The organism is Polaribacter filamentus (assembly GCF_002943715.1).
Classification (GTDB): domain Bacteria; phylum Bacteroidota; class Bacteroidia; order Flavobacteriales; family Flavobacteriaceae; genus Polaribacter; species Polaribacter filamentus.
Genome location: NZ_MQUA01000013.1, coordinates 14,412 through 36,650, shown reverse-complemented (window position 1 = coordinate 36,650; position 22,239 = coordinate 14,412). Strand labels below are relative to the sequence as shown.

Sequence of the window (22,239 nt, the reverse complement as noted above, 5' to 3'; positions counted from 1 at the left end):
AATAACATGAAAAAAACCATTGCCATTATTGGAGGCGGACCTTCTTCTTTTCTTCTCGCTGCTTTTTTAGACATAGAAAAGTTTGAGATCACCATCTATGAAAAAAACAAAACGGCTGGTCGTAAATTTTTAGTTGCGGGTAAAGGTGGTTTTAATGTAACACACTCAGAGCCTATGGAAGCGCTTATTAAACGATATACTCCAGATGATTTTTTAGAGAAAACTTTACGCAGCTTTACAAATAATGATTTTAGAAATTGGCTAGAACAAATAGGAATTCCAACCTACATAGGAAGCAGTAAAAGAGTATATCCAAAAGAAGGAATTAAACCTATTGAAGTGCTGAATGCGATGCTTAAAAACCTTAAAGAGAAAGGAGTTAAGATAAAATATAATCAAACTTTTTCTGATTGGGATGCTAGTAATAACCCAATTATCAATACTAAAACTTTAAAAACAGATTACACCATTTTTTGTTTGGGCGGAAGTAGTTGGAAAGTTACAGGTTCTGATGGTAGTTGGCTTAATACGTTTTCTGAAAAAGGCGTAAAAACAAAAGAATTTCAAGCCTCTAACTGCGGATATCAAATTGATTGGAAATCAGGTTTTATTCAGAAGCACGAGGGAACTCCGTTAAAAAATATCGCAATTTATTGCAATCATCTAGTTCAGAAAGGAGAAGCGGTTATCACAAATTTTGGCCTAGAAGGAAATGCTATTTATGGATTAAGTCCGCAAATTAGAAAACAATTGTCTGCAGGTTCAAAAGCAAAAATTTTTATCGATTTTAAGCCTTCATTAACATCAGAAAACATTTTGTCAAAAATAAAATTATCTAACGCTAAAAATACAACGCAGGTTTTAAAAAAAGAACTCAAATTAACTACTGCGCAAATCGATTTACTAAAAATATATCTTTCTAAAGAATCTTATTTAAATGTAGATGCATTAGTGAGAAACATTAAAAAATTTCCTTTAGAAATAATTGATATGGCAGCTATTGATGAAGCTATTTCTACCGTTGGCGGAATTGATTTAAACGCAGTTTCTGAAAATTTTGAACTTAAAAAAATTTCTAATCAGTATTGCATTGGCGAAATGTTAGATTGGGATACACCAACTGGCGGTTATTTATTGCAGGGAAGCGCAAGTATTGGTGTTTATCTGGCAAATCATTTAAATAAAAATAATTGACCAAACTAATTTAGTCAACCATTTAGATAACCTATGCTATTAAAATTGCTACTACCTTGCACTTTTAGGCGCTCTACTCACCTTTTTCTTTCTCTTATTAAAAGGAATGGCATCATCAAAAGTGTGTTGTGCTATTTTATGAGCAGTTTTGTTCTTTTTCCAAGAGTTATTTTCTGGCAATAATTTTTGAAGTAAATCGTGTCTTCCAACTTTATTCAACGTGTTTTTAATCCATTCTTTATTTTCTTTTTTATACCAAAAGAAAAATTTATGTTGATCTTCACGCTCCTGTTTCGTCTTTGGAGTCTTCGTTGGTTTTAGCGTATATGGATGGTATCCAGAATAATAAATAACCGTTGCTACTGTCATTGGCGTTGGTGTAAAACCTTGCACTTGCTCCAACTGAAAGCCCATATCTTTAGTTTCTGCAGCTAAATTTGCCATGTCTTCTACTTCACTTGCTGGGTGACTAGAAATAAAATACGGAATCAATTGTAAGTTTAATTTCTTCTTGATATTGATTCTATCGAAACGTTCTTTAAAGAGGTGAAAATATTTAAAAGAAGGTTTACGCATCAATTTTAAAACAGGATCAGAAGTATGTTCTGGCGCAACTTTTAATCGCCCAGAAATATGTTTGGTCATCACTTCTTCCGTATATGCATCTAATTCTTTTGGATCTGCATTTTTATTAAATTCTGGCACTAATAAATCATGTCGAATTCCGCTTCCAATAAACGATTTTTTAATCTTTGGATGCTTATCAACTGCTTGGTATAAATCCGTTAAAGGTTTATGAGACGTATCTAAATTAGAACAAACTACAGGCGAAATACAACTTGGTGCAACACATTTCTCACAAATAGATTGTACCTTTCCTTTCATCTGATACATGTTTGCAGATGGGCCCCCAATATCAGATAAATAACCTTTAAAATCTGGCATATTTGCCACTTTATCAATTTCTCTTAAAACAGATTCCTGACTTCTACTAGCAATAAATTTTCCTTGATGCGCAGAAATTGTACAAAAACTACAACCTCCAAAACATCCTCTATGAATATTGATAGAAAATTTTATCATTTCAAACGCAGGAATTGGCCCACGTTTGTCGTATTTTGGATGCGGTAAACGTGTGTAAGGCAAATCAAAAGAACCATCAATTTCTGCTTCTGTCATTGTAGGAAAAGGCGGATTTATCACCAACGTTTTTCCTTCCACTTCTTGTAGAATTCTACGCGCTTTCAATTTATTTGATTCTTGCTCAATCACTTTGAAGTTTGAAGCAAATGTTTTTTTATCGGCCAAACAAGCTTTATGAGAATTTATTGTTACATCTTCCCAATCGTTTACAAAAGGTAATTTTTCTTTATTTTCATCAATTAAAACAGCCGTTTGTTTGATGTTTTTTAGACTCGAAAACGGCACCCCTTTTTGCAATAATTCTACAATTTCTCGCAAAGGTTGCTCGCCCATTCCGTACACTAACATATCTGCTTTAGAGGTTTCCAAAATAGTTGGCAACAACTTATCAGACCAATAATCATAGTGAGTTACACGTCTTAAAGAAGCTTCAATTCCGCCAATTAAAACAGGAACATCCGGAAATTTTTCCTTTAATATTTTAGAATATACCGAAGTTGCATAATCGGGTCTAAAACCCTTATCACCATTTGGAGTGTATGCATCTTTATCACGGCTTTTTTTATTTGCAGTATAATTACTAACCATAGGATCCATACAACCCCCAGTCACGCCAAAAAACAAACGAGGTTTTCCTAATTTTTCGAAATCTTGCAAATTGTCATTTACACTTGGTTGTGGCACAATCGCCACTCGCAAACCATAACTTTCTAAAATACGACCAATTACAGCAGGTCCAAATGACGGATGATCTACATAAGCATCTCCGCTAAATAGAATTACATCCAATTCTTCCCAACCACGAATTTTAACTTCCTTGTTTGTAGTTGGTAACCAGTCTGTTAATTGATGTCTTTTAGTGTTCTCCATAATTTTGCAAAAATACAAGAAATTTAATTGAATAAAACAATATTTAACAAATGTAATTTTTTATGAGATTTGAAGCTATTTCCTGCTTTCACTACTCGCTTTTTTTATCCTAAATAGGAATAAAAAAGAGCTCAAACAAGCCGTTCAATCAGGGCTAGGCTTGTTTATGACCTTTTAGAAAACCTATCTATTTTATTACAATTTACTAAAAACAAATCTTTAAATGTTTACGACACCAATTCATGAAGTTCATCTTCGTCATCAATACCGTCATCAAAATCATCATTAATATCAAAATCGTCAAAATTATTTCCTGATGGATCATAATCTTCATCACCAAAAGGGTCATCAAAAGGCAGCTCATCATCAATATCAAAATCGTCAAAATTAATTCCTGGCGGATTAAAAAGACCCCATCTGTCGATTACATAATTCGATACATTAAAAGTTTTTACCCATTCTGTAAATAAAATTCTAAATGCTTCAATTTCATCTCTAATTAAGTCTAAATAATCATGCTCTTTAAATCCACAAATCTTTAAACCAGATATACTCGTTAAAATATAATGAGCCTCACTTCTTATAATAGCGACATTTTGCATTCTACTGTGGTACAACATATCTTCTTTATGAGCATTCACTATTTTTCCAGCAATAGTAAAAGCACTACTCTTAAGAGAATTTTTGTAATCATTTAAAATATTATTTGCAAGATCATTTTTATCCCCATTTTCTTCAACTAGCAGTAAAACCTTACAAACCAAGATATAAATTTCTTCTGCTTTAATAAATAGCGGAATTTGCCTTATTTCTTCATCCATAATAGTACCTTTTAAAAAATTAAAGATTCGTATTTTACTTTAATAGCGTGTTACGCTTATTTCAATTTCGCTTTCTTCATAATGAGATTCTTCAATGGCTTAAAAACTGATTGCAAAATAACACTTTATTACTTTATTTTTAACTGCGGTACTTTTTCTACATTCCAATCAATAACCAAACCACCAGCTAAAGATTACGCAACATCTTTTCTAACATCTAAATTTGGAAACATTGCTCTCATTTTATTCATATCACTTGGAAAATAAGAAACTTTTTTACTTAATAATCCTGCTTTTGCCAACAGAAATGCTCCATCACAATGCGATGCTACAAATAACGCTTCTTTACCTATTTTCTTTACAAAATCAATCATCGCTATGTCTTCCAAATAAGTACCTAAATGATATTCTGCAGAAGGAATTACCAAAATATCTTTTTTTGGTAGCGAATCTTTTAAATAATTAAAGTTTGGGAGAATTCTCATTCCTTCAAAAATGGTAATTGAGCTATCAGAATTTATGACACTAAAAACATTCATCGCTTTTATATTTTCTCTGTAAATGGTATGCTGAAAAATATCTAAAGGAGCCGTAAACTCTCTATTAAAAGTTCCATCCATTATTAAAAAAGCTGGATTATATCTATCTTTTTCGAGTTTTGGAAATGTTTTATTTTGCTCCACTATATTTACTATTTCATCATTTTCTTTATCAATATTTGTATTCCCTTTAGAATTGAATCCTAAAAAAATCACTAAAAACAAGAGAAATAAATTGTTTTTCATCAATTTAAAATTTATAAGTTGAATGAAAGTATTATTAATCATTTTAACAAAAGTATTTATCACTAACTCTTTTTAGTTTCGTAGATTTAACAAAACTTAATAAATCAAACAATGAAAAACCAAACTTTAAGGCTCTTTTTTATAGCTATATCCTTTATTTATTTTATCGGATGTACTCCAAAAACGGAAAAAAAATTAGCAACTGAAGAAAAAACAGACACTTTTGTTGTGGAGAACTACACTAAAAAAGAGGTTGATATTGTAATGAGAGATGGGATTAAACTCCATACAACCATTTACACTCCAAATGATAAAAGCACAACATATCCTATTTTAATGCAAAGAACTCCTTATAATTCTGCGCCTTATGGAGAAGGAAAAATGAAAACCAAAATTAGTCCGAATGTTCATTTAATGAGAGAAGGTAATATTGTGGTGTATCAAGATGTTCGTGGGCGATGGATGAGCGAAGGAGTTTATGATAATATGCGTGCTTACATCCCAAATAAAAAAGAAAATCAGTCTGATGAAGTTTCTGACACCTATGATACGATTGACTGGTTGGTAAAAAACGTAGAAAACAATAATGGAAATGTGGGAACTTGGGGAATTTCGTATCCTGGGCATTACGCAACAATTTCTGCTATTGATGCGCATCCAGCCCTAAAAGCAGCTTCTCCTCAAGCCTGTATTGGCGATTTTTTCTTTGATGATTTTCATCATAATGGTGCATTTTTATTGAGTTATTTTAGAGCTATTCCGTTATTTGGAACCTACAAAGACACGCCAACGGATTCGGCTTGGTATTCTTTACCAGAAATGAAAACTCAAGATCAATATCAATTTTTCTTAGACAAAGGGCCTTTAAAAAACTTGAATGAATATTTTCAATATGATAAATTAGATGTAAAAACGGCCGAAAATAAAGACAGAATTGATGATTTTTTCTGGAAAGAAATTATTGAACATCCTAATTACGATTCAGTTTGGCAAAGCAAAGGAATTATACAACATATGGATAAAGTACCTAGCTCTGTGGCAACCATGATTGTTGGTGGTTTCTTTGATGCAGAAGATTTATATGGCCCCCTAGAAACGTATAAAGGCATAGAAAAAAACGGAAAAGAAAATTACAACACACTCGTTTTTGGCCCTTGGGATCATGGAAAATGGGCAAGTTCTGCTGTTAGAAATGATGTGGGTAATTATTATTTTGGGGATTCTATTTCATTAAAATTTCAAAAAGAAATTGAAACAAAATTCTTTAATCATTTCTTAAAAGGAAAAGGAGATAAAAACTCTGGATTGCCAGAAGCGTATGTTTTCGATTCAGGTAAAAAAGAATGGAAAAGTTACAATGCTTGGCCACCAAACAATATGGTGAAACAAGATTGGTTTTTATCAGAAAATCAAGAATTAACAGCAACTAAAAAATCAACAGCAGCAATAAAATTTATTAGTGATCTTAAAAGACCCGTTCCGTATTCTGAAGATATTAAAACTGTTTTTACGCCAAGAAAATACATGACAGACGATCAGCGTTTTGCAGCAAGAAGACCCGATGTATTGGTTTTTGAAACGGATATTTTAACCGAAGATTTCACCTTAGCGGGAGATATTTTAGCAAAATTAAAAGTAGCTACCACGGGAACTGATGCTGATTGGATTGTAAAAGTCGTTGATGTTCATCCTGCGGATGCAGCAGAAAATAATGATAAAATGCAAGACCATTTAAAAATGAGTAATTATCATTTAATGGTTCGTAGCGAAGTAATGCGTGGTCGTTTTAGAAATAGTTTTGAACACCCAGAACCTTTTATGCCCAATAAAAAAACGGATGTAAACATTAAATTGCAAGATGTTTTTCACACGTTTAAAAAGGGGCATAAAGTACAAATTCAGTTACAAAGTACCTGGTTTCCTTTAATCGATTTAAATCCGCAGACCTACGTAGATAATATCTATAAAGCAAACGAAAAAGATTTTAAAACGCAAACACATACTGTTTTCACAGATTCTTCAATCGAATTTTCAATACTAAAATAACCCAACAAATTTTAACATGAAAAATAACATCAAAATTCAATTTATCATTTTATTTCTTATCGCTTTTTCGATAAAAGCGCAAGAGAAAGCAGTACCTATTTTTAAAGATGGGGAAGCTCAAATTGTAGAAGCTTTTAACAATCCAGAAAAATGGATTCAACACGATTTATGGGTAGAAACTGCATTTGACTCAGATGGAGACGGCAAATTAGACCGAATGCACGTAGATGTAACCAGACCAGAACAAACAGAAACAGAGGGTTTAAAATTACCTGTAGTTTACGAGTCTAGTCCATATTATGCAGGAACAGCTGGAGATGCACCAGGTTTATTTTGGGAAGTAAAACACGAAATTGGCGCAAAAGAAAACCCAAGAACGCACGTGGAAGTGCAAAGAAGAGGCGAACGCCCAATTATTTCAAATTCTCAAGTAAAAACTTGGCTTCCTTTAGGATATATTGTGGTGCATTCATCATCACCAGGAACCGGTTTATCAGACGGTGCGCCAACAGTTGGTGGCGATAATGAATCCTTAGCTCCGAAGGCAGTGATAGATTGGTTAAACGGTCGTGCAAAAGGATTTACTTCTAGAGAAGGAACTGAAACTGTAACCGCATTTTGGTCTACGGGAAAAGTAGGAATGACAGGAACTTCTTACAATGGCACAATTCCTTTAGCTGCAGCAACAACTGGCGTTGAAGGTTTAGAAGCAATTATTCCTGTGGCGCCAAATACTTCCTATTATCATTATTATCGTTCTAACGGATTGGTGCGCTCTCCTGGCGGCTATTTAGGAGAAGATATTGATGTTTTATACGATTTTATCCATAGTGGAAAAGAAGAAAATAGAGCAAGAAATAATAAAGTTGTTCGTGATACTGAAATGGCAAATGGCATGGATAGAATGACTGGCGATTACAATGATTTTTGGGCTGGACGTGATTATATAAATGATATGAAACCAATGAAAGCCGCTTTATTAATGTCTCACGGTTTTAATGATTGGAATGTGATGCCAGAACACAGTTATAGAATTTATAAGAAAGCTTCAGAAATGGGCTTGCCTACTCAGATTTATTATCATCAAAATGGACACGGAGGACCACCACCAATGAAAATGATGAATCGTTGGTTTACGCGGTATTTACACGGTGTTAAAAACGATGTAGAAAACGATTCGAAAGCTTGGATAGTTAGAGAGGATGACAAAAGAGAAGAACCAACGGCGTATAAAGAATATCCTAACCCAGAGGCAAGTCCGGTTACTTTTTATTTAGAAGCTGGCGCTCCAGAAACAGGAAATTTATCTACTGATAGCTCAAAATCGAAAGGAAAAGAAACTTTGGTAGATAATTATTCATTTTCATCCGAAGTACTAGCCCAAGCAGCTTATACAAATCACCGTTTATTATATGTTACTCCGGTTTTAAAAGAAGATATCCATATTTCTGGTTTGGCTTCAATTACTATAAAAGCTTCGAGCTCTAAAGCTGCGGTAAACTTATCTGTATATTTAGTTTCTTTGCCTTGGAATACTGGCAGAAATTCTAAAATCACCGATAATATAATAACTCGCGGTTGGGCAGATTTACAAAATCACGAATCAATTTCTAAAAGCGCTCCTTTAAAAACTGGTAAATTTTACGAAATGAAATTTGACTTACAACCTGATGATCAGATTATTAAAAAAGGACAACAAATTGGTTTGATGATTTTTTCTAGTGATAATAATTACACTTTATTACCAAAACCAGGAACTGAATTAACGATTGATTTACCAGAAACAACAATAACAATACCTATTGTTGGTGGCGAAAATGCTTTTAAAAAAGCTGTTGAATAGTTTTTAAAATTCTTGAGATTCATTTATAATAAACAGAAACCGATGAAAAGATTATATCTGTTGTTTTTATTGATAACGCCAGTTTCTATTAGTCAGAATATTAAAAAATATTTGGGAAAACACAGAATTTTAATTATTAGTACGAACGATAAAAACAACGCCGATTTTATTAATCAAATTGAATTAAGACCGTTGCAAAAAGCGAACTTAATTAATTTTACTTTTTAGAGTTCCCTTTTTTTTAGCTAAAACATCGATTATGCTATTTTTTTTCTATTTTAAGTGAGTAAATGCCTTTTTTAGGCTTCATTTTTCCTTAATTTTTACAATTAGACGCAAATATCCCTGGACTTCGATATAAATTGTAGCATATTGCCTCCATCAAATTTTGTGTATGCATTTTTTTCATCCCTCTGTATCTTGCAATTCCACCTTTAAACCATAATTTTATTCCTCCAAAAGTACGTTCTACTTTAAACCTTGTTTTTCCTATTAATTTATTGAATCTAGTTTCCCATTTTGTTAACGGTTTATTTTTTACCGCCTTTTTAAGGATATGATTCTTTAAATTACGCTTCTTTAAAATCGCAACATTTTTCTTTGATTGGTACCCTTTATCTGCCTTTAGAGGGATGCCTTTTGGTAATGCTACATTTACAGTTTCTAGAACTTCCTCCAAATTTGCAATCTCATTTTTGCTGGCAGTTGTGGTTAGTACTCCTAGAACGAGTCCTTCGTTATCCGTTACATGATGCTTTTTAAACCCAAAATGGTACTTTCCTCTTTTCTTTAACCAAGTACCCTCTTTATCGACACTATCTGGATATTCTTTGTGTACTTCTACTTGGTCTGCACAGCGGTCTTCGGTTACCTTAAAATTTGTTTTTCCTTTTGGTCTAAGTGGCGTATCTATTACACTAGCGTCTATTATTAAACCTGTTTTTACAATGATATTATGTGCTTCTAGCTGTTTGTTTATGGAGGTAAATAATTTTTCGAAGGTTTGTGTTTTGGTTAATGCGGTTCTAAACCTACTTAAAGTACTATGATCTGGAGCAACCTGTTCAATGGTCATCCCACAAAAATAACTAAAGGAAAGACTGTCATTTATTCGGTCTTCAACTTCATAATCGCTTAAACCATACCAACTTTGTAAAAGACACATTTTAAAAAGTAATGTCCCATCATAAGAAGGCTTGCCAGTGGCACTTTTTCCTTTTAAATAATCATTATTTATTAGGATAGAGATCGTATCCCAATCGATAAGGGTGTTTATTTGGGTGAAAAATGTCTTTTTAATTTTTCTTGCTCGTAAATCACAAATGCTATCGGCTAAAGTTGGTTGTTTTTGTATTTTCATACACTAAATTTACAACTTAATATACTTACAATCACATATTTAACATAAATAATTACGTGTTATTTTTGTTTTTTTTAGGCACTTCCTTGCAACGGTCTTGAATTGTTAAAAAATAAAAGTACTGAGTTTGAAGAACGGGAATTAAAAGTTTTTCAAGCGCTACCTAATTTTTTTAAATCTGATTCTGATGAAAACTGGAGTCAATCACCAGATTTATATCAAAAATTTAATACAGAGAAAACAGCTTTCAAAATAGTATTAATTGGTTTAGATAGAGGTATAAAAGTATCTCAAACAGCAATTTTATCCGTAGAAAAATTATTTACTATTATTGACGGAATGCCAATGAGGCAAAGAGAATTAAAGTTAAAAAACAAATAATTATTTATGAATTCTGATATTATAATTATTGGTGCGGGCTTATCGGGAATTGGTGCAGCTTGTCATTTGCAAAGAAAAAATCCGAATAAAACCTATAAAATTCTCGAAGCCAGGGAAGAAATTGGGGGCACTTGGAGTTTATTTAAATACCCCGGAATTCGTTCAGATTCTGATATGTACACTTTTGGTTATTCTTTTAAAACCTGGAATGATGATAAATCTTTTGCAGATGCTCCTTCAATTTTAAACTATTTACATGAAGCTTCTGATGAATATGATGTTAAAGAAAAAATAACATTTAATCAAAAAGTAGTTTCTTATAATTTAGATACTTCACAGAATTTATGGACTGTTAAAACTGTCAACCCTAAAACAAATGAAGAACAGCTTTATACCTCACAATTTATTTTTAATTGTAGCGGATACTATAATTATGATGACGGTTATACTCCAGAATTTAAAGGCTTAGAAAATTTTAAGGGCAAATTTATTCATCCACAAAAGTGGGATAAAAATTTAGAGTATAAAAACAAAAAAGTAGTCGTTATAGGCAGTGGGGCAACTGCGGTTACTATTGTGCCTTCAATTGCAAATGACGTTGCTAAAGTAATCATGTTACAAAGATCGCCTACATATATTGCAGCTCTGCCAAATAAAGATAAAATTGCTCGTTTTGTCAAAATAATTTTTCCGGTTACAATTGCTCATAAATTAATAAGAGCTAAAAATATTTTTGCGGATATGCTCTTTTATAATCTTTGTAAAAAGTACCCAAAAACGATGAAGAAGATGGTCTTAAAAGGCATCAAAAAAGAGCTTGGAGATTTACCTTTAGAACCTCATTTTACGCCAGATTACAAACCTTGGGATCAGCGTTTTTGCTTGGTTCCTGATGGCGATTTCTTTAAAGCTATTAAAAAAGGAAAAGCAGCGGTAGTTACCGATACTATTGATACTTTTATTGAAAACGGGATTCTTTTAAAATCAGGAGAAATTTTGGAAGCAGATATTATTATTAGCGCAACTGGCTTAAAATTATTGCCTTTTGGTGGCGCAAAAATTTCGATAAATAGTATTCCTTTTGATATTACAAAACAATTTATTTACAAAGGTTTAATGCTCAGTGAACTGCCAAATTTTTTCGTTTTTACAGGATATACTAATGCTTCTTGGACTTTAAAAAGCGATTTAACAAGCGAATATCTTTCAAGGCTATTAAAATATTTAGATAAAACTAATTACAAATCAGTGAGTGCAAAAGTGTTAGAAGAAAACTTAGGCACATTGCCTTTAATTAATTTAGATTCCGGGTATATTCACAGAGCTAAAGACATCCTTCCAAAACAAGGAGACAAGTTTCCATGGCGATTGTATCAAAATTATATTTTAGATTTTAAAGCTTTAAGAATGGACACTGTAAAAGATAAAAGATTAGAGTTTATTCGATAAATTTTGATTAAAACTTTTGTAATCTTCTTTGTTTCTATTTTTTTTAATATCCTTAAAAAGTTAAGGTAGAAAACATTTTACGGGTATAAAATTTACCCCAAACCAAACTTTAAAAGCGTTGTTACCATAAACAATTTTAGGCTTCTTTTTTTAGGTACATTTTATAACGTGTTTCACTATCAAAAAGAGCGCGTTTAAAACAAAGTTTTGCAAAGTCTAAAGCATACACTTTTCCCATTCCAGAAGCTGCACCAATAATTACCACAATTTTATTTTTAAAGTTTTTCCTAATTAAATAATTGAATAAATATAACGCTTTCAATACAATTAAATTTTAAAAAGCCATATTTTTGCAGCATGTTTAAACCAAAAGTAGAGCTAGAAAAAGACGATTATTATCTTAATGAACAAGGTTATAGAGTTTTTACTGAAAAATATCACTTAAAAAGAGGATATTGTTGTAAAAATGGTTGTAAACATTGCCCTTTTGGATATGATAAAAAAACAGATAGTTTTAAATAAAAAAGTGACTTTTTAATCAAAAAGGTTTCAAATAAAGAAAGTCTAAATTTAGATACATGATTAAAAAAATTTTAGTTTTAGTGATTGCTATTCAGTTTGTAGGTTGTGCAGAATTGCAAAATGTTCTTAATCAATTACCAAATGGTGTTGGTTTATCTCAAGAACAAATTGGCAACGGATTAAAACAAGCGTTAGATAAAGGCATAAAAAATCAAGTTTCTAAACTAACATCACAAGATGGGTTTTATAAAAACGATTTAGTTAAAATTTTGCTACCAGAAGAGTTGCAAGTTGTAGACGATGGTTTGCGTAAAATTGGTTTAAGCAATTTAGCAGATGAAGGAATTAAAGTTCTTAATAGAGCTGCAGAGGATGCTGTAAAAACAGCAACTCCTATCTTTGTGAATGCGGTTAATGAAATTACATTTAATGATGCTAAAAATATTTTATTAGGCGATGAAAATGCAGCAACTAGTTATTTACAGACTAAAACTTCAGAAAGTTTGTATAGTAGTTTTAGCCCCGTTATAAATGATTCTTTCTCTAAAGTTGGAGCAGATAAAATTTGGTCCAACTTAATTTCTAAATACAATTCTATTCCGTTTGTGGCTAAAGCAAATCCAGATTTAACTAGTTATGTTACAAACCAGGCCCTAAAAGGTGTTTTTACGATGATTGAAGTTGAGGAGAAAGGTATTAGAGAAAAAGTAAGCTTAAGAACTACCGCTTTATTAAAACAAGTATTTGCATTACAAGATAATAAATAAATCAATGATTTTAAACCTCTGTATGGTTTTTGTATAGGTTCTTTTTCATGAAAAAGGGTTAGCATGACCTTATATTTGTAAACTAACCTTAATTACAAAGAATGCAAAATTTATTTACGCTACTAGCACTTACTTTTTTTGCATCCATTTTTTCTCAACAAAATGTTGTTGATGATTTTGAAGGAAATGGAACAATTACAACTTGGGCTGGTGATGATTGCGGAATGGATAAAGCTTTTTTAAATCCTTTTAAAACAGGTGTAAATAATTCTAAGACGGTTTTAAAATATACAGATGAAGGGGGCGAATATGCAAATGTTCGTTTTGATATTCCTGCAAATTTTGATTTATCAACAAACAACACTTTTTCTTTAAAAATTTATGTTCCTTCTGCTAGTATTACAGGTTCTGAGAACAATCAAATTTCATTAAAATTACAAAATTCAAAAATTTCTGAAGCTTGGTCTACACAATCAGAAATTATTAAGAACATCGTTTTAAATCAATGGCAAACCATCACTTTTGATTTTGCTACTGACAACTATATAAACATCAACAATAACTCAGGAAACCCTATTAATAGAAAAGATTTTAATAGAGTCTTAATTCAGATTAATGATGAAAATAATACGAGTAAAGTTACAGCTTATATTGATGATTTTTTATATGATGGAACAATAGCTGAGCGTAACAATTCTGGCACAGATCCTGTTTTTGATAATTTGGTTTGGTTTGATGAATTTGACGGAGTAGATGGGCAAATTGTAGATCTGGATAATACTAGGTGGTTTAAACAGACCTATCCAATTTTAGGTGGAAATTCTTGGGCTAATGGTGAAGTGCAACATTATACAGATAGAATTGATAACTCGTTCATTAGTAATGGTAGTTTAAAAATTTTAGCAAAAAGAGAAACCTACCAAGGAAATAATAAGAATTCTAAAAATTTCACTTCAGCTAGATTAAATTCGAAATTTGCCTTTACTTATGGTAAAGTGGAAATCAGAGCAAAGATGCCTTTTGGTTTAGGTACTTTTCCTGCGCTTTGGATGTTAGGACAGAATATAACTGAAACTGGCGGGTATTGGGCATCAACTCATGGAAATACTCCTTGGCCAGATTGTGGTGAAATAGACATTATTGAGCACTGGGGAGACAATCAAGATTTTGTACAAAGTGCTATGCATAATAGATCAAGTTCTGGCGGAACTATTAACAAAGGTGGACAAAAAATTTCAAATGCATCAACTGAATTTCACACCTATACCATGGTTTGGGACGCCACTAAAATGGTTTTTAGTGTTGATGACATTGTACATTACACTTATAATCCAGAAAATAAGAATATTGAAAATTGGCCTTATGATGCGCCGCAATATTTATTGTTTAATGTGGCTATTCTGCCAAACATTGCTGCAAATTTCACAGAAAGTGCTATGGAAATAGATTACGTGCGAGTCTATCAAGAATCTACAGCTTCTCTTTTTGAAATTGACAATTTAACAGACGTACTCGTTTTTCCTAATCCTGTAAATAATAAATTAACTATTAAAATACCAAATATTGATGTTGCATCAAAGGTAATTATCTATAACATAGTAGGAAAAAATTACATACTTTTAATCAAAATTCCACTTTAGAAACACATGATATCTCTTTTTTAACAACAGGAATTTATTTATTAAAACTTGAAATGAAATCAAATTCAAAGTTTTTTAAAATTATAAAAAACTAAAGATGAATTTATTACAATTATGAAAAGTTTATTTTATTTTGAACTATTGGTTTTTTGAATGTGATTTTTCATTATATTTACCTTAATAATTCCCCAAATAAAATAAACATGCAGAACCAGAATCAATTTAACAGCTTTAAAAAACACCTCAAAGAAAGGTATGATAATCTTGTGGAGAAATCTAATGATTACAGATTTGAAGATGAATCTATTAGTGATTTAGCTGCATTTAAAGCAATGAAACTGCTTAAAAAACTGAATCAAATTAGTTATTTAGATAGATGAGATACTCTTTTAAAGTTGACTGTGTAGCATCTTAAAATAATCGAAAGATTTTACTAACCTTGAACCATACCAAGAAAAATATTCACCATCGACTAAAATTATTTTTGTTGATTTGAATTTTTTTTGAAGTTCTATAATGTGCTTTTCTTGAAAAGGAAATGGTTCAGAAGATAGAAAAATAGCATCAAGATTTTTTTTTCTTAGTTTTTCTAAGTCAATTTCTGGGTATCTTTCTTGTTCATTATAAATATTTTCGAACTTATTAAGCCTCAAAAGATGATTGATAAACGTGCTATTTGCGGCCACCATCCAAGGTTTTCTCCAAATAAAATAAGCAACTTTTTTTATACTTTTAGTTGCTGTAAAATCTATAAAATCGGTTTGTTTTTGCTGTATTTCTAAAATTAAGTGTTCGGCTTTTGCTTCACAAGAAAAGAGTTTTCCATATTGATGAATAAGCTCTAAAGTATCTGTAATTGTATAAATATCCGAAACATGTGTTGTTGTAATTCGTCTACACGTTTCAACAATTTCTTTTGTGTTTTCTTCTTTATTACACAAAATAATAGCGGGTTGAAGTGCTTTTATTTTATCAACCTTTATGTTTTTTGTACCACCAACAATTATTTTCTCTTTTAACAAAGAACTTGGATGAACACAAAATTTGGTAACACCAACGATGTCATCTTCCAAACCTAAATCTACTAACAACTCCGTAAGACTTGGTACTAAACAAATAATTCTTTTTGGGGTATTTTTAATGTCCAAAGTGGTGTTTAATTGGTCTTTAAACTCCATAGAATTCCTTTAAAATCGTTTCCATTTCAGTTTGTAATTCTTTTGATTTTTCAGCAGCAATTATAGCAAAATCAATGCCTTTCGAGGCATAAATTATTCCACGAGAAGAATTAATTAATAGACCAATATTTTCTGATAAACCATATTTACAAACCTCTTGTAAACTTCCTCCTTGTGCACCAACTCCCGGAACTAATAAAAAAGAAGTAGGAACTATTTTTCTTATTTCCTTAAAATACGCTGCTTTTGTTGCGCCAACAACATACATTAAATTTTCAGCGTTTTTCCAGTTTTTAGAAGTTTCTAAAACTTGCTTATACAATTCTAATTCACCCACTTTTTTTGTTTGAAAATCAAAGGCACCTTCGTTAGAAGTTAATGCCAACATAATGGTATGCTTGTTTTTAAAAGCTAAAAAAGGCTCAACAGAATCTTTACCCATATAAGGTGCAACAGTAACCGAATCGAATGCTAAATCTTCAAAGAAAGCTTTTGCGTACATTGTTGAAGTATTGCCAATATCTCCTCTTTTAGCATCCGCAATTGTAAAAATTTCTGGATACTCTTTGTTGATGTACGAAATTGTTTTTGCCAACGCTTGCCATCCTTTAATTCCGTATGCTTCATAAAAAGCGGTGTTTGGCTTATATGCTACACATAAATGATGTGTTGCATCAATAATAGCTCTATTAAATTCAAAAATAGGATCTTCTAGCGTTAATAAATGTGCAGGAATTTTATTTAAATCTACATCTAAACCAATGCATAAAAAAGATTTCTTTTGTTTAATTTGCGCTACTAATTGTTGTGTTGTCATTAATTGTGCTTAAAGTTATGCAAAAGTACTATTTTTAAGATACAACATTTGTAAGTTATCCCTTTTTAATAGACAAATTTTACATGAAAAAAATAATTATTTTACTCTTTATCGTATTTATCAGTTGTAATTCAGAAAAGCCAACTCAGTTTTCTGATGAAGCTTATAAGGAAATGTTGATTGGTTTAGACGGCTCAAAAACTACTTTAAGAGAAGTTTTATATTATAAGAAAGGTCAAAAAATTTTAATTGATGTTTGGGCTTCTTGGTGCAAAGATTGCATTGTTGGTTTTCCAAAAATAAAAGAATTACAAAAAGAATTTCCGGATGTAGTTTTTCTTTTTTTATCTGTGGATAGAAGTAATCCTTCGTGGCAAAGAGCGATTGAAAAATATAATTTAGTTGGTGAGCATTACAATCTACCTGATGGAATGGATGATGGAGAGTTTGTAAATTTCATCAATTTAAACTGGATTGCACGCTATATGGTTATTGATGAAACCGGAGAAATTAAACTTTTTAAAGCAACAGATGCATCCGACGAAAAAATAAAAGAAGCTTTAAAAGCGAATAGATAAATCGTTTTAGTAACTATTTTAATTAATAAAGTAGAAATCCTTTAGCATTTATTAAATTTACATTTTAATAAATAAAATAATTATGAGACAAAAAATAGTAGCTGGTAACTGGAAGATGAATAATGATAAGGATGAAACAAAACAGCTTATCAAAGAAATTAAAAAATCTATTAAAAAATTATCTCTAAAAAGCACAAGAGTAATTGTTGCACCAACATTTGTTAATTTAGCTTTAGCTGTAAAAAGAGCAGAAGACACTAAAATAGAAGTAGTTGCACAGAACATGCATCACGCTAAAAATGGCGCTTATACGGGTGAAATTTCGGCTGATATGTTAAAGTCTATTGGTATAAAAACTGTTATTTTAGGCCATTCTGAAAGAAGATCTTATTTTGGTGAAACCGATGCTATTTTAGTTGAAAAAGTAAATGCCGTATTAGAAAACAATTTAGAAACTATATTTTGTTTTGGCGAATTATTAGAAGACAGAAAATCTGAAAATCATTTTAATGTTGTAGAAAGTCAGTTAAAAAATGGATTGTTTCATTTAGAAAGTACCGCTTGGAAAAGCATTGTTTTAGCATACGAACCTGTTTGGGCAATTGGGACTGGAGAAACTGCTAGCCCAGAACAAGCGCAAGAAATGCATGCCTTTATTAGAGGTATTATAAAAAATAAATACGGTAAAGAAATTGCTGATACCGTTTCTATTTTATATGGCGGAAGTGTAAAACCCTCAAATGCAGAAGAAATTTTCTCTAAACCAGACGTTGATGGAGGTTTAATTGGAGGTGCTGCTTTAAATGCTGAAGATTTCACAGCAATCATAAAAGCAATTTAAAAGAAGTTTATTAGTAAAACTTCTATAGAAAACCGATAAATTTGCATCAAGATTTAAAATCTTGATGCATTTTTTATTATGGACAATATTTATATAGAATACAATTTTACAATTACACCAAAAGAACCTGCAACAGAAATTTTAATTGCAGAATTAGGTGAGGTAGGTTTTGAAAGTTTTGTTGAAAACGAACACGGCGTAACCGCTTATATTCAAAAAAGTGAATGGAATTCTTCAATTCTCGAAGATATCTTTGTTTTAAATTCTGATGAATTCTCGATAGAATACAATCAACATGAAGTTGAACAAACTAACTGGAATTCAGAATGGGAAAAGAACTTTACTCCTATTCAAGTTGATGATTTAGTGAGCATCAGAGCTCCTTTTCACGAAAACCCTAATTTAAAATACGATATTGTTATAGAACCAAAAATGAGTTTTGGCACTGGTCATCATGAAACTACACATATGATGGTTCAACATTTACTAAAATTAGATTTAACAAATAAGAAAACTTTAGATATGGGTTCTGGTACTGGAATTTTAGCAATTTTTGCTGAAATGAAAGGCGCAAATCCCATTGATGCCATTGATATTGACAATTGGTGTTATGAAAATTCTTTAGAAAATATTGAAAGAAATAATTGTAACAAAATTGATGTCTTTGAAGGAGATGCATCACTTTTAATCAATAAAAAATACGATGTTATTATTGCCAACATCAACAGAAATATTTTATTGATGGATATGAAAGTGTACACAGATTGTTTAAACGAAAAAGGTATTCTTTTATTAAGCGGGTTTTATGAAGAAGATATGCCTATTATTGATGCAGAAGTTTCTAAATACAATTTAAAATTAGAGACTTTTATCCAAAGAAATAACTGGGTTGCGTTAAAATATAACAAAGAGTAAAAAATAATCTCTATTTTTATAGTATGAGTACAAAAGAAAAAATACAAGAAGACGTAGCTGTTTTAGAGCAAGAAACTTTTCAGCATGAAATAGTTTTACATAATGATGATGTAAACACGTTTGATTTTGTAATAGATTCTTTAGTTTCTGTTTGCGAGCATACTTTTGAACAAGCAGAACAATGTGCAACTTTAGTCCATTACAAAGGAAAATGTACGGTAAAATCGGGTGAACTTAAGGATCTAAAACCTAGATGTTCTAAATTATTACAATTAGGTTTATCCGCAGAATTAATTTAAATTATGGAAAACGTTCTACAATATTATGAATTTTCTCTTTTTAAGAAAGATGAGTCTGACGCATTTTCTGGAAATGAAATTGCATTTACTGCATTAAATGAAACTCATTTTTTAATTTTCGAGAAAAAAGAGGAAACCTACAATTTATATGTTTCTAAATATGCTAACAAAAAAGAAGTTGGTGTAAATATGCCCGAAATACTAGAGTTACTGGTAGAAAATTATGATAAAAGTATTCCAGAACATCGAATGGCAATTAAACAATATTTAAATTAGTCTGCTAATTTTTATTTTAAAATAAAATGTGCCTAATTAAATTTAATAGTTCCTTATAGATAGAAGACCTTAAAAAAATTCGAAAGAAAAAAATAGTAGTAGTTAGTTTTTATACCAACTTTGGTTAGGCGTAAAGACCTTGAACATATGCAAGGTCTTTTTAATTATATTAATTTTCTAATTTTTCAATCGTTACCTTTGGTGACAATATTTCCTTTACCATTCCATAAATAAGTTTATCCTTATTGTCCCAAATTTCTCTCCAGAGCAAAAACTTTAAAGTTTGTACTTCACACTCTTTATCCAAGTATTCTTCAATAGCTTCAAATTGTGTTCCAGTAATAAACAAAGCGATATCATTTTTATAATACCCTTGAGCTATCTTTTTAGGGAAAATTTCAAAATTATTTTCCCAATAACTTCATAAATCTCATTATTAAAGTTATACCCAAACTGTTTTATATATGTTGGATTTTTATAATTAACAATAAATCTATCACCTCTTTTTACTTTTTGCCAAATTGGCAAAGTAAAATCTTCAAAATTCCGATTAAAAAGCACCATATTTTGTTTTAAGCCTAAACTTCTTTCCCGTAGTGATGCAAATTCAATTTTTAAATCTTGATTTTAACTTCTTAAAAAACAAGCCGGTACAGTTAAAAATAGTAAAGAAATATACGTTATAATTTTATTTTATTTTCTAAATTAGAAACCACAAATAAAATTTATTTTGATTTTATTATTAATTTATTCATGCCTTTTCATTTAAAGGATAAAGGAAAAAAGCTCTTTTGGAAAACAAAACACTACCCAAAAAAATGTAACTATTTATAAACAGCTGTTTACTTGATCTTTATAGAGCATAATAGCTTCTTGAACTTAAAAAATAAGTTCATCAAAATTGCGTAAATTTAAGTTTATAGAAAAGTTTATTTTATAATAGAAAGCAGGTTAAACGAATATTTTTTAACCGATTTATTGAAACTTGACTTAATGTCACCTCTTATATTATCCTTTTTAGGGGTTTAGGACTTATCAAATATCTAATAATAAAAAATTTAATATCCATATCATAAATAAATAAAATCGGCTTTATAAGAGCATATTTAGGAATAGAATAGTTACTTTTATGTATCATGTTTTTTGATTTTACAGCTATAATTTACAATTTTATTGAAGACGTACTTTAAATCTTTAATTCACTATTCCAAAATAGATTGATGTCCAGTCGATTTCTGTGCCTTGGTTAATAAACTTGTTTTTTATTTAGGATATGGTTATTATCTTTCGGTTTAGTTAATTATTAACTTCCCTTTTCATTATCTTTCGTACTTAAAAAAAAATGCATGCTAACTTATTATGCTTTATTACACTCAACGCTAAATAATGATAAAATTCTTTAGAAAAATACGATACGACCTTATGGAAAAAAATAAAACTGGAAAGTATTTAAAATACGCTATCGGAGAAATTATACTTGTTGTTATTGGAATCTTATTAGCCTTAAGTATCAGTTCTTGGAATATAGAGCGAAACCTAGGAAAAAGTAATGAGGTATATCTCGTAAAACTAATTCAGGAATTGAATTCAAATATAAATAGATTAGACTTTTTAGCTTTTCCAAGTAATACAAGCATAGGTTTAGATAGTGTAGTGAAAAATTGTCTTTACATTCTACCTCGTTTTTCGAAAGGTTTAGAAAAATCAGATTATGAGTTTTTATTAAATAATGATATGTATTTAGGTTCATCACAATTAAATCTCAATGATGCCACTTATGAGGAGCTTCTAAATACTGGAAAATTATATTCATTTGGTTCTGATAGCTTAGTCAAAGCAGTAAAAGATTATTACAAACGTTACGAGCGTGAAAAATATTATAACGAAATGTGGAAGAATATGGGGGTTAAGGGGCATGATTTATATCTAGGAGCAATGATTAATCTAACAAATGACCATAGATTCAGTCCAGAAACATTTAGTTTGCATAATTATCCTTGGGTTTTCGACAAGAATTCTAAAAATTACAATGATTTACAACTGGGTATTGAAAAATTTCGTATAAATCAAAGAATCGATTTAACTAAATGCATCTCACTAAAAGAAGACACCAATAAGTTAATAGAAATAATTGAAAAAGAACTTAAAGAAAAGTATTAAGAATCCTAAAATGATAAAGCTATTTAAAAAATAACGAAATGCTAACACAGTACATAATTAATTGCCAGTACTCGCCTACTTGCAGAAATCCTCATAGATTTTATAGTTTAGTGGTTATAGCCGTTATTTAATCACCATAATTTTAATTATCCTTTTTTCTTGAGAAAGAATGTTTATTAAATATATCCCTTTTAATTCTGAAACATCAAAGGTGTTTCTATTTACACTAATTTGTGATGATATACTCTTCTTCCAATAGCATCATAGATTTCAACTTGAGCACTTAAAGAAACACGTTTAATATTGACAGTTTATTTGATTAATCAACCTTTTTTAAAATGGTTAACAATCTTT

General features: G+C 30.6%; 25 protein-coding genes. 17 read left to right on the top strand and 8 right to left on the bottom strand.

Going from position 1 to position 22,239, the window contains the following annotated elements; all coding sequences use genetic code 11:
• Positions 1 to 6 precede the first annotated feature (6 nt).
• A complete protein-coding gene (locus BST83_RS02205) occupies positions 7 to 1,194 on the top strand; it encodes a BaiN/RdsA family NAD(P)/FAD-dependent oxidoreductase (protein WP_104808389.1) in 1,188 nt (395 codons plus the stop codon).
• Between the two features lie 51 nt (positions 1,195 to 1,245).
• On the opposite strand, the gene BST83_RS02200 is transcribed toward BST83_RS02205, so the two are convergent.
• From BST83_RS02200 to BST83_RS02190, 3 genes are all read right to left on the bottom strand, one after another.
• The gene (locus BST83_RS02200; protein WP_104808388.1) at positions 1,246 to 3,207 is read right to left on the bottom strand and encodes a YgiQ family radical SAM protein; all 1,962 of its coding nucleotides are present in this window, start codon (positions 3,205 to 3,207) and stop codon (positions 1,246 to 1,248) included.
• A gap of 227 nt (positions 3,208 to 3,434) precedes the next feature.
• Entirely contained in the window at positions 3,435 to 4,028 is a 594-nt protein-coding gene (locus tag BST83_RS20105; RefSeq protein ID WP_205853541.1) for a hypothetical protein, read from the bottom strand.
• Between the two features lie 194 nt (positions 4,029 to 4,222).
• A complete protein-coding gene (locus BST83_RS02190; protein WP_170062719.1) occupies positions 4,223 to 4,813 on the bottom strand; it encodes a DJ-1/PfpI family protein in 591 nt (196 codons plus the stop codon).
• 111 nt (positions 4,814 to 4,924) lie between these two features.
• Between BST83_RS02190 and BST83_RS02185 the strand changes: the two genes are divergently transcribed.
• The 3 genes from BST83_RS02185 to BST83_RS02175 are packed head-to-tail and all read left to right on the top strand — an operon-like array spanning position 4,925 to position 8,930.
• A complete protein-coding gene (locus BST83_RS02185) occupies positions 4,925 to 6,859 on the top strand; it encodes a CocE/NonD family hydrolase (RefSeq protein ID WP_104808387.1) in 1,935 nt (644 codons plus the stop codon).
• Between the two features lie 16 nt (positions 6,860 to 6,875).
• A complete protein-coding gene (locus BST83_RS02180) occupies positions 6,876 to 8,702 on the top strand; it encodes a Xaa-Pro dipeptidyl-peptidase (RefSeq protein WP_104808386.1) in 1,827 nt (608 codons plus the stop codon).
• Positions 8,703 to 8,744: 42 nt separating this feature from the next.
• Positions 8,745 to 8,930: a hypothetical protein gene (locus BST83_RS02175; protein ID WP_104808385.1), complete on the top strand. Its 186-nt coding sequence runs from the start codon at positions 8,745 to 8,747 to the stop codon at positions 8,928 to 8,930.
• An 88-nt stretch (positions 8,931 to 9,018) separates the two neighbouring features.
• Here BST83_RS02175 and BST83_RS02170 read toward each other — a convergent pair whose 3' ends face one another.
• Positions 9,019 to 10,062, bottom strand: coding sequence for an IS5 family transposase (locus BST83_RS02170; protein WP_104808384.1), 1,044 nt, complete (start codon positions 10,060 to 10,062; stop codon positions 9,019 to 9,021).
• A gap of 102 nt (positions 10,063 to 10,164) precedes the next feature.
• Here BST83_RS02170 and BST83_RS02165 point away from each other — a divergent pair, with 102 nt between their 5' ends.
• Together BST83_RS02165 and BST83_RS02160 are read left to right on the top strand one after the other, a co-directional pair.
• Positions 10,165 to 10,443 (top strand): DUF4174 domain-containing protein, encoded by a 279-nt coding sequence (locus BST83_RS02165; RefSeq protein ID WP_104808383.1) that lies wholly within the window; start codon positions 10,165 to 10,167, stop codon positions 10,441 to 10,443.
• Positions 10,444 to 10,449: 6 nt separating this feature from the next.
• Entirely contained in the window at positions 10,450 to 11,892 is a 1,443-nt protein-coding gene (locus BST83_RS02160; protein WP_104808382.1) for a flavin-containing monooxygenase, read from the top strand.
• Between the two features lie 136 nt (positions 11,893 to 12,028).
• Here the strand turns inward: BST83_RS02160 and BST83_RS02155 are convergent, their stop codons facing one another.
• A complete protein-coding gene (locus BST83_RS02155) occupies positions 12,029 to 12,214 on the bottom strand; it encodes a hypothetical protein (RefSeq protein WP_104808381.1) in 186 nt (61 codons plus the stop codon).
• Between the two features lie 35 nt (positions 12,215 to 12,249).
• Here BST83_RS02155 and BST83_RS19765 point away from each other — a divergent pair, with 35 nt between their 5' ends.
• The 5 genes from BST83_RS19765 (at position 12,250) to BST83_RS19760 (ending at position 15,201) form a co-directional block, all read left to right on the top strand.
• Positions 12,250 to 12,414, top strand: coding sequence for a C1orf53 family protein (locus BST83_RS19765; RefSeq protein WP_170062718.1), 165 nt, complete (start codon positions 12,250 to 12,252; stop codon positions 12,412 to 12,414).
• A 56-nt stretch (positions 12,415 to 12,470) separates the two neighbouring features.
• Entirely contained in the window at positions 12,471 to 13,181 is a 711-nt protein-coding gene (locus BST83_RS02150) for a DUF4197 domain-containing protein (protein WP_104808380.1), read from the top strand.
• A gap of 101 nt (positions 13,182 to 13,282) precedes the next feature.
• Positions 13,283 to 14,821, top strand: coding sequence for a glycoside hydrolase family 16 protein (locus tag BST83_RS02145; protein WP_104808379.1), 1,539 nt, complete (start codon positions 13,283 to 13,285; stop codon positions 14,819 to 14,821).
• An 11-nt stretch (positions 14,822 to 14,832) separates the two neighbouring features.
• A complete protein-coding gene (locus tag BST83_RS19560; protein WP_146092189.1) occupies positions 14,833 to 14,916 on the top strand; it encodes a hypothetical protein in 84 nt (27 codons plus the stop codon).
• A gap of 108 nt (positions 14,917 to 15,024) precedes the next feature.
• Positions 15,025 to 15,201 carry a hypothetical protein gene (locus BST83_RS19760; RefSeq protein WP_170062717.1) on the top strand — a complete coding sequence of 59 codons (177 nt, stop codon included), beginning with the start codon at positions 15,025 to 15,027 and terminating at the stop codon, positions 15,199 to 15,201.
• Between the two features lie 9 nt (positions 15,202 to 15,210).
• Here BST83_RS19760 and BST83_RS02140 read toward each other — a convergent pair whose 3' ends face one another.
• Both BST83_RS02140 and pyrF read right to left on the bottom strand, forming a co-directional pair.
• Entirely contained in the window at positions 15,211 to 15,999 is a 789-nt protein-coding gene (locus BST83_RS02140) for an ABC transporter substrate-binding protein (RefSeq protein ID WP_104808378.1), read from the bottom strand.
• Entirely contained in the window at positions 15,989 to 16,816 is an 828-nt protein-coding gene (gene pyrF / locus BST83_RS02135; protein ID WP_104808377.1) for an orotidine-5'-phosphate decarboxylase, read from the bottom strand. The genes BST83_RS02140 and pyrF overlap by 11 nt, the downstream gene beginning before the upstream one ends.
• 83 nt (positions 16,817 to 16,899) lie before the next feature.
• Between pyrF and BST83_RS02130 the strand changes: the two genes are divergently transcribed.
• The 5 genes from BST83_RS02130 to BST83_RS02110 all read left to right on the top strand — a co-directional run bounded on the left by BST83_RS02130 (position 16,900) and on the right by BST83_RS02110 (position 19,725).
• The gene (locus BST83_RS02130) at positions 16,900 to 17,394 is read left to right on the top strand and encodes a TlpA family protein disulfide reductase (RefSeq protein WP_104808376.1); all 495 of its coding nucleotides are present in this window, start codon (positions 16,900 to 16,902) and stop codon (positions 17,392 to 17,394) included.
• An 82-nt stretch (positions 17,395 to 17,476) separates the two neighbouring features.
• Positions 17,477 to 18,235 (top strand): triose-phosphate isomerase, encoded by a 759-nt coding sequence (tpiA, locus tag BST83_RS02125; protein WP_104808375.1) that lies wholly within the window; start codon positions 17,477 to 17,479, stop codon positions 18,233 to 18,235.
• A gap of 78 nt (positions 18,236 to 18,313) precedes the next feature.
• Positions 18,314 to 19,150, top strand: a complete 837-nt coding sequence (gene prmA / locus BST83_RS02120; RefSeq protein ID WP_104808374.1) for a 50S ribosomal protein L11 methyltransferase — start codon at positions 18,314 to 18,316, stop codon at positions 19,148 to 19,150.
• 23 nt (positions 19,151 to 19,173) lie between these two features.
• The gene (locus tag BST83_RS02115; RefSeq protein WP_104808373.1) at positions 19,174 to 19,449 is read left to right on the top strand and encodes an ATP-dependent Clp protease adaptor ClpS; all 276 of its coding nucleotides are present in this window, start codon (positions 19,174 to 19,176) and stop codon (positions 19,447 to 19,449) included.
• Between the two features lie 3 nt (positions 19,450 to 19,452).
• The gene (locus BST83_RS02110; protein WP_104808372.1) at positions 19,453 to 19,725 is read left to right on the top strand and encodes a hypothetical protein; all 273 of its coding nucleotides are present in this window, start codon (positions 19,453 to 19,455) and stop codon (positions 19,723 to 19,725) included.
• Positions 19,726 to 19,894: 169 nt separating this feature from the next.
• Here the strand turns inward: BST83_RS02110 and BST83_RS20360 are convergent, their stop codons facing one another.
• Positions 19,895 to 20,074, bottom strand: coding sequence for a hypothetical protein (locus BST83_RS20360; RefSeq protein WP_240614619.1), 180 nt, complete (start codon positions 20,072 to 20,074; stop codon positions 19,895 to 19,897).
• Between the two features lie 1,037 nt (positions 20,075 to 21,111).
• Here BST83_RS20360 and BST83_RS02100 point away from each other — a divergent pair.
• Positions 21,112 to 21,885: a DUF6090 family protein gene (locus BST83_RS02100; RefSeq protein WP_146092101.1), complete on the top strand. Its 774-nt coding sequence runs from the start codon at positions 21,112 to 21,114 to the stop codon at positions 21,883 to 21,885.
• Positions 21,886 to 22,239: the final 354 nt, after the last annotated feature.

What these genes read in the sequence shown, in the direction of transcription:
- BST83_RS02205 (WP_104808389.1), top strand. Translation starts at nt 7, where the DNA reads ATGAAAAAAACCATTGCCATTATTGGAGGCGGACCTTCTTCTTTTCTT.
- BST83_RS02200 (WP_104808388.1), bottom strand. Translation starts at nt 3,207, where the DNA reads ATGGAGAACACTAAAAGACATCAATTAACAGACTGGTTACCAACTACA.
- BST83_RS20105 (WP_205853541.1), bottom strand. Translation starts at nt 4,028, where the DNA reads ATGGATGAAGAAATAAGGCAAATTCCGCTATTTATTAAAGCAGAAGAA.
- BST83_RS02190 (WP_170062719.1), bottom strand. Translation starts at nt 4,813, where the DNA reads ATGAAAAACAATTTATTTCTCTTGTTTTTAGTGATTTTTTTAGGATTC.
- BST83_RS02185 (WP_104808387.1), top strand. Translation starts at nt 4,925, where the DNA reads ATGAAAAACCAAACTTTAAGGCTCTTTTTTATAGCTATATCCTTTATT.
- BST83_RS02180 (WP_104808386.1), top strand. Translation starts at nt 6,876, where the DNA reads ATGAAAAATAACATCAAAATTCAATTTATCATTTTATTTCTTATCGCT.
- BST83_RS02175 (WP_104808385.1), top strand. Translation starts at nt 8,745, where the DNA reads ATGAAAAGATTATATCTGTTGTTTTTATTGATAACGCCAGTTTCTATT.
- BST83_RS02170 (WP_104808384.1), bottom strand. Translation starts at nt 10,062, where the DNA reads ATGAAAATACAAAAACAACCAACTTTAGCCGATAGCATTTGTGATTTA.
- BST83_RS02160 (WP_104808382.1), top strand. Translation starts at nt 10,450, where the DNA reads ATGAATTCTGATATTATAATTATTGGTGCGGGCTTATCGGGAATTGGT.
- BST83_RS19765 (WP_170062718.1), top strand. Translation starts at nt 12,250, where the DNA reads ATGTTTAAACCAAAAGTAGAGCTAGAAAAAGACGATTATTATCTTAAT.
- BST83_RS02150 (WP_104808380.1), top strand. Translation starts at nt 12,471, where the DNA reads ATGATTAAAAAAATTTTAGTTTTAGTGATTGCTATTCAGTTTGTAGGT.
- BST83_RS02145 (WP_104808379.1), top strand. Translation starts at nt 13,283, where the DNA reads ATGCAAAATTTATTTACGCTACTAGCACTTACTTTTTTTGCATCCATT.
- BST83_RS19760 (WP_170062717.1), top strand. Translation starts at nt 15,025, where the DNA reads ATGCAGAACCAGAATCAATTTAACAGCTTTAAAAAACACCTCAAAGAA.
- BST83_RS02140 (WP_104808378.1), bottom strand. Translation starts at nt 15,999, where the DNA reads ATGGAGTTTAAAGACCAATTAAACACCACTTTGGACATTAAAAATACC.
- pyrF (WP_104808377.1), bottom strand. Translation starts at nt 16,816, where the DNA reads ATGACAACACAACAATTAGTAGCGCAAATTAAACAAAAGAAATCTTTT.
- BST83_RS02130 (WP_104808376.1), top strand. Translation starts at nt 16,900, where the DNA reads ATGAAAAAAATAATTATTTTACTCTTTATCGTATTTATCAGTTGTAAT.
- tpiA (WP_104808375.1), top strand. Translation starts at nt 17,477, where the DNA reads ATGAGACAAAAAATAGTAGCTGGTAACTGGAAGATGAATAATGATAAG.
- prmA (WP_104808374.1), top strand. Translation starts at nt 18,314, where the DNA reads ATGGACAATATTTATATAGAATACAATTTTACAATTACACCAAAAGAA.
- BST83_RS02115 (WP_104808373.1), top strand. Translation starts at nt 19,174, where the DNA reads ATGAGTACAAAAGAAAAAATACAAGAAGACGTAGCTGTTTTAGAGCAA.
- BST83_RS02110 (WP_104808372.1), top strand. Translation starts at nt 19,453, where the DNA reads ATGGAAAACGTTCTACAATATTATGAATTTTCTCTTTTTAAGAAAGAT.
- BST83_RS02100 (WP_146092101.1), top strand. Translation starts at nt 21,112, where the DNA reads ATGATAAAATTCTTTAGAAAAATACGATACGACCTTATGGAAAAAAAT.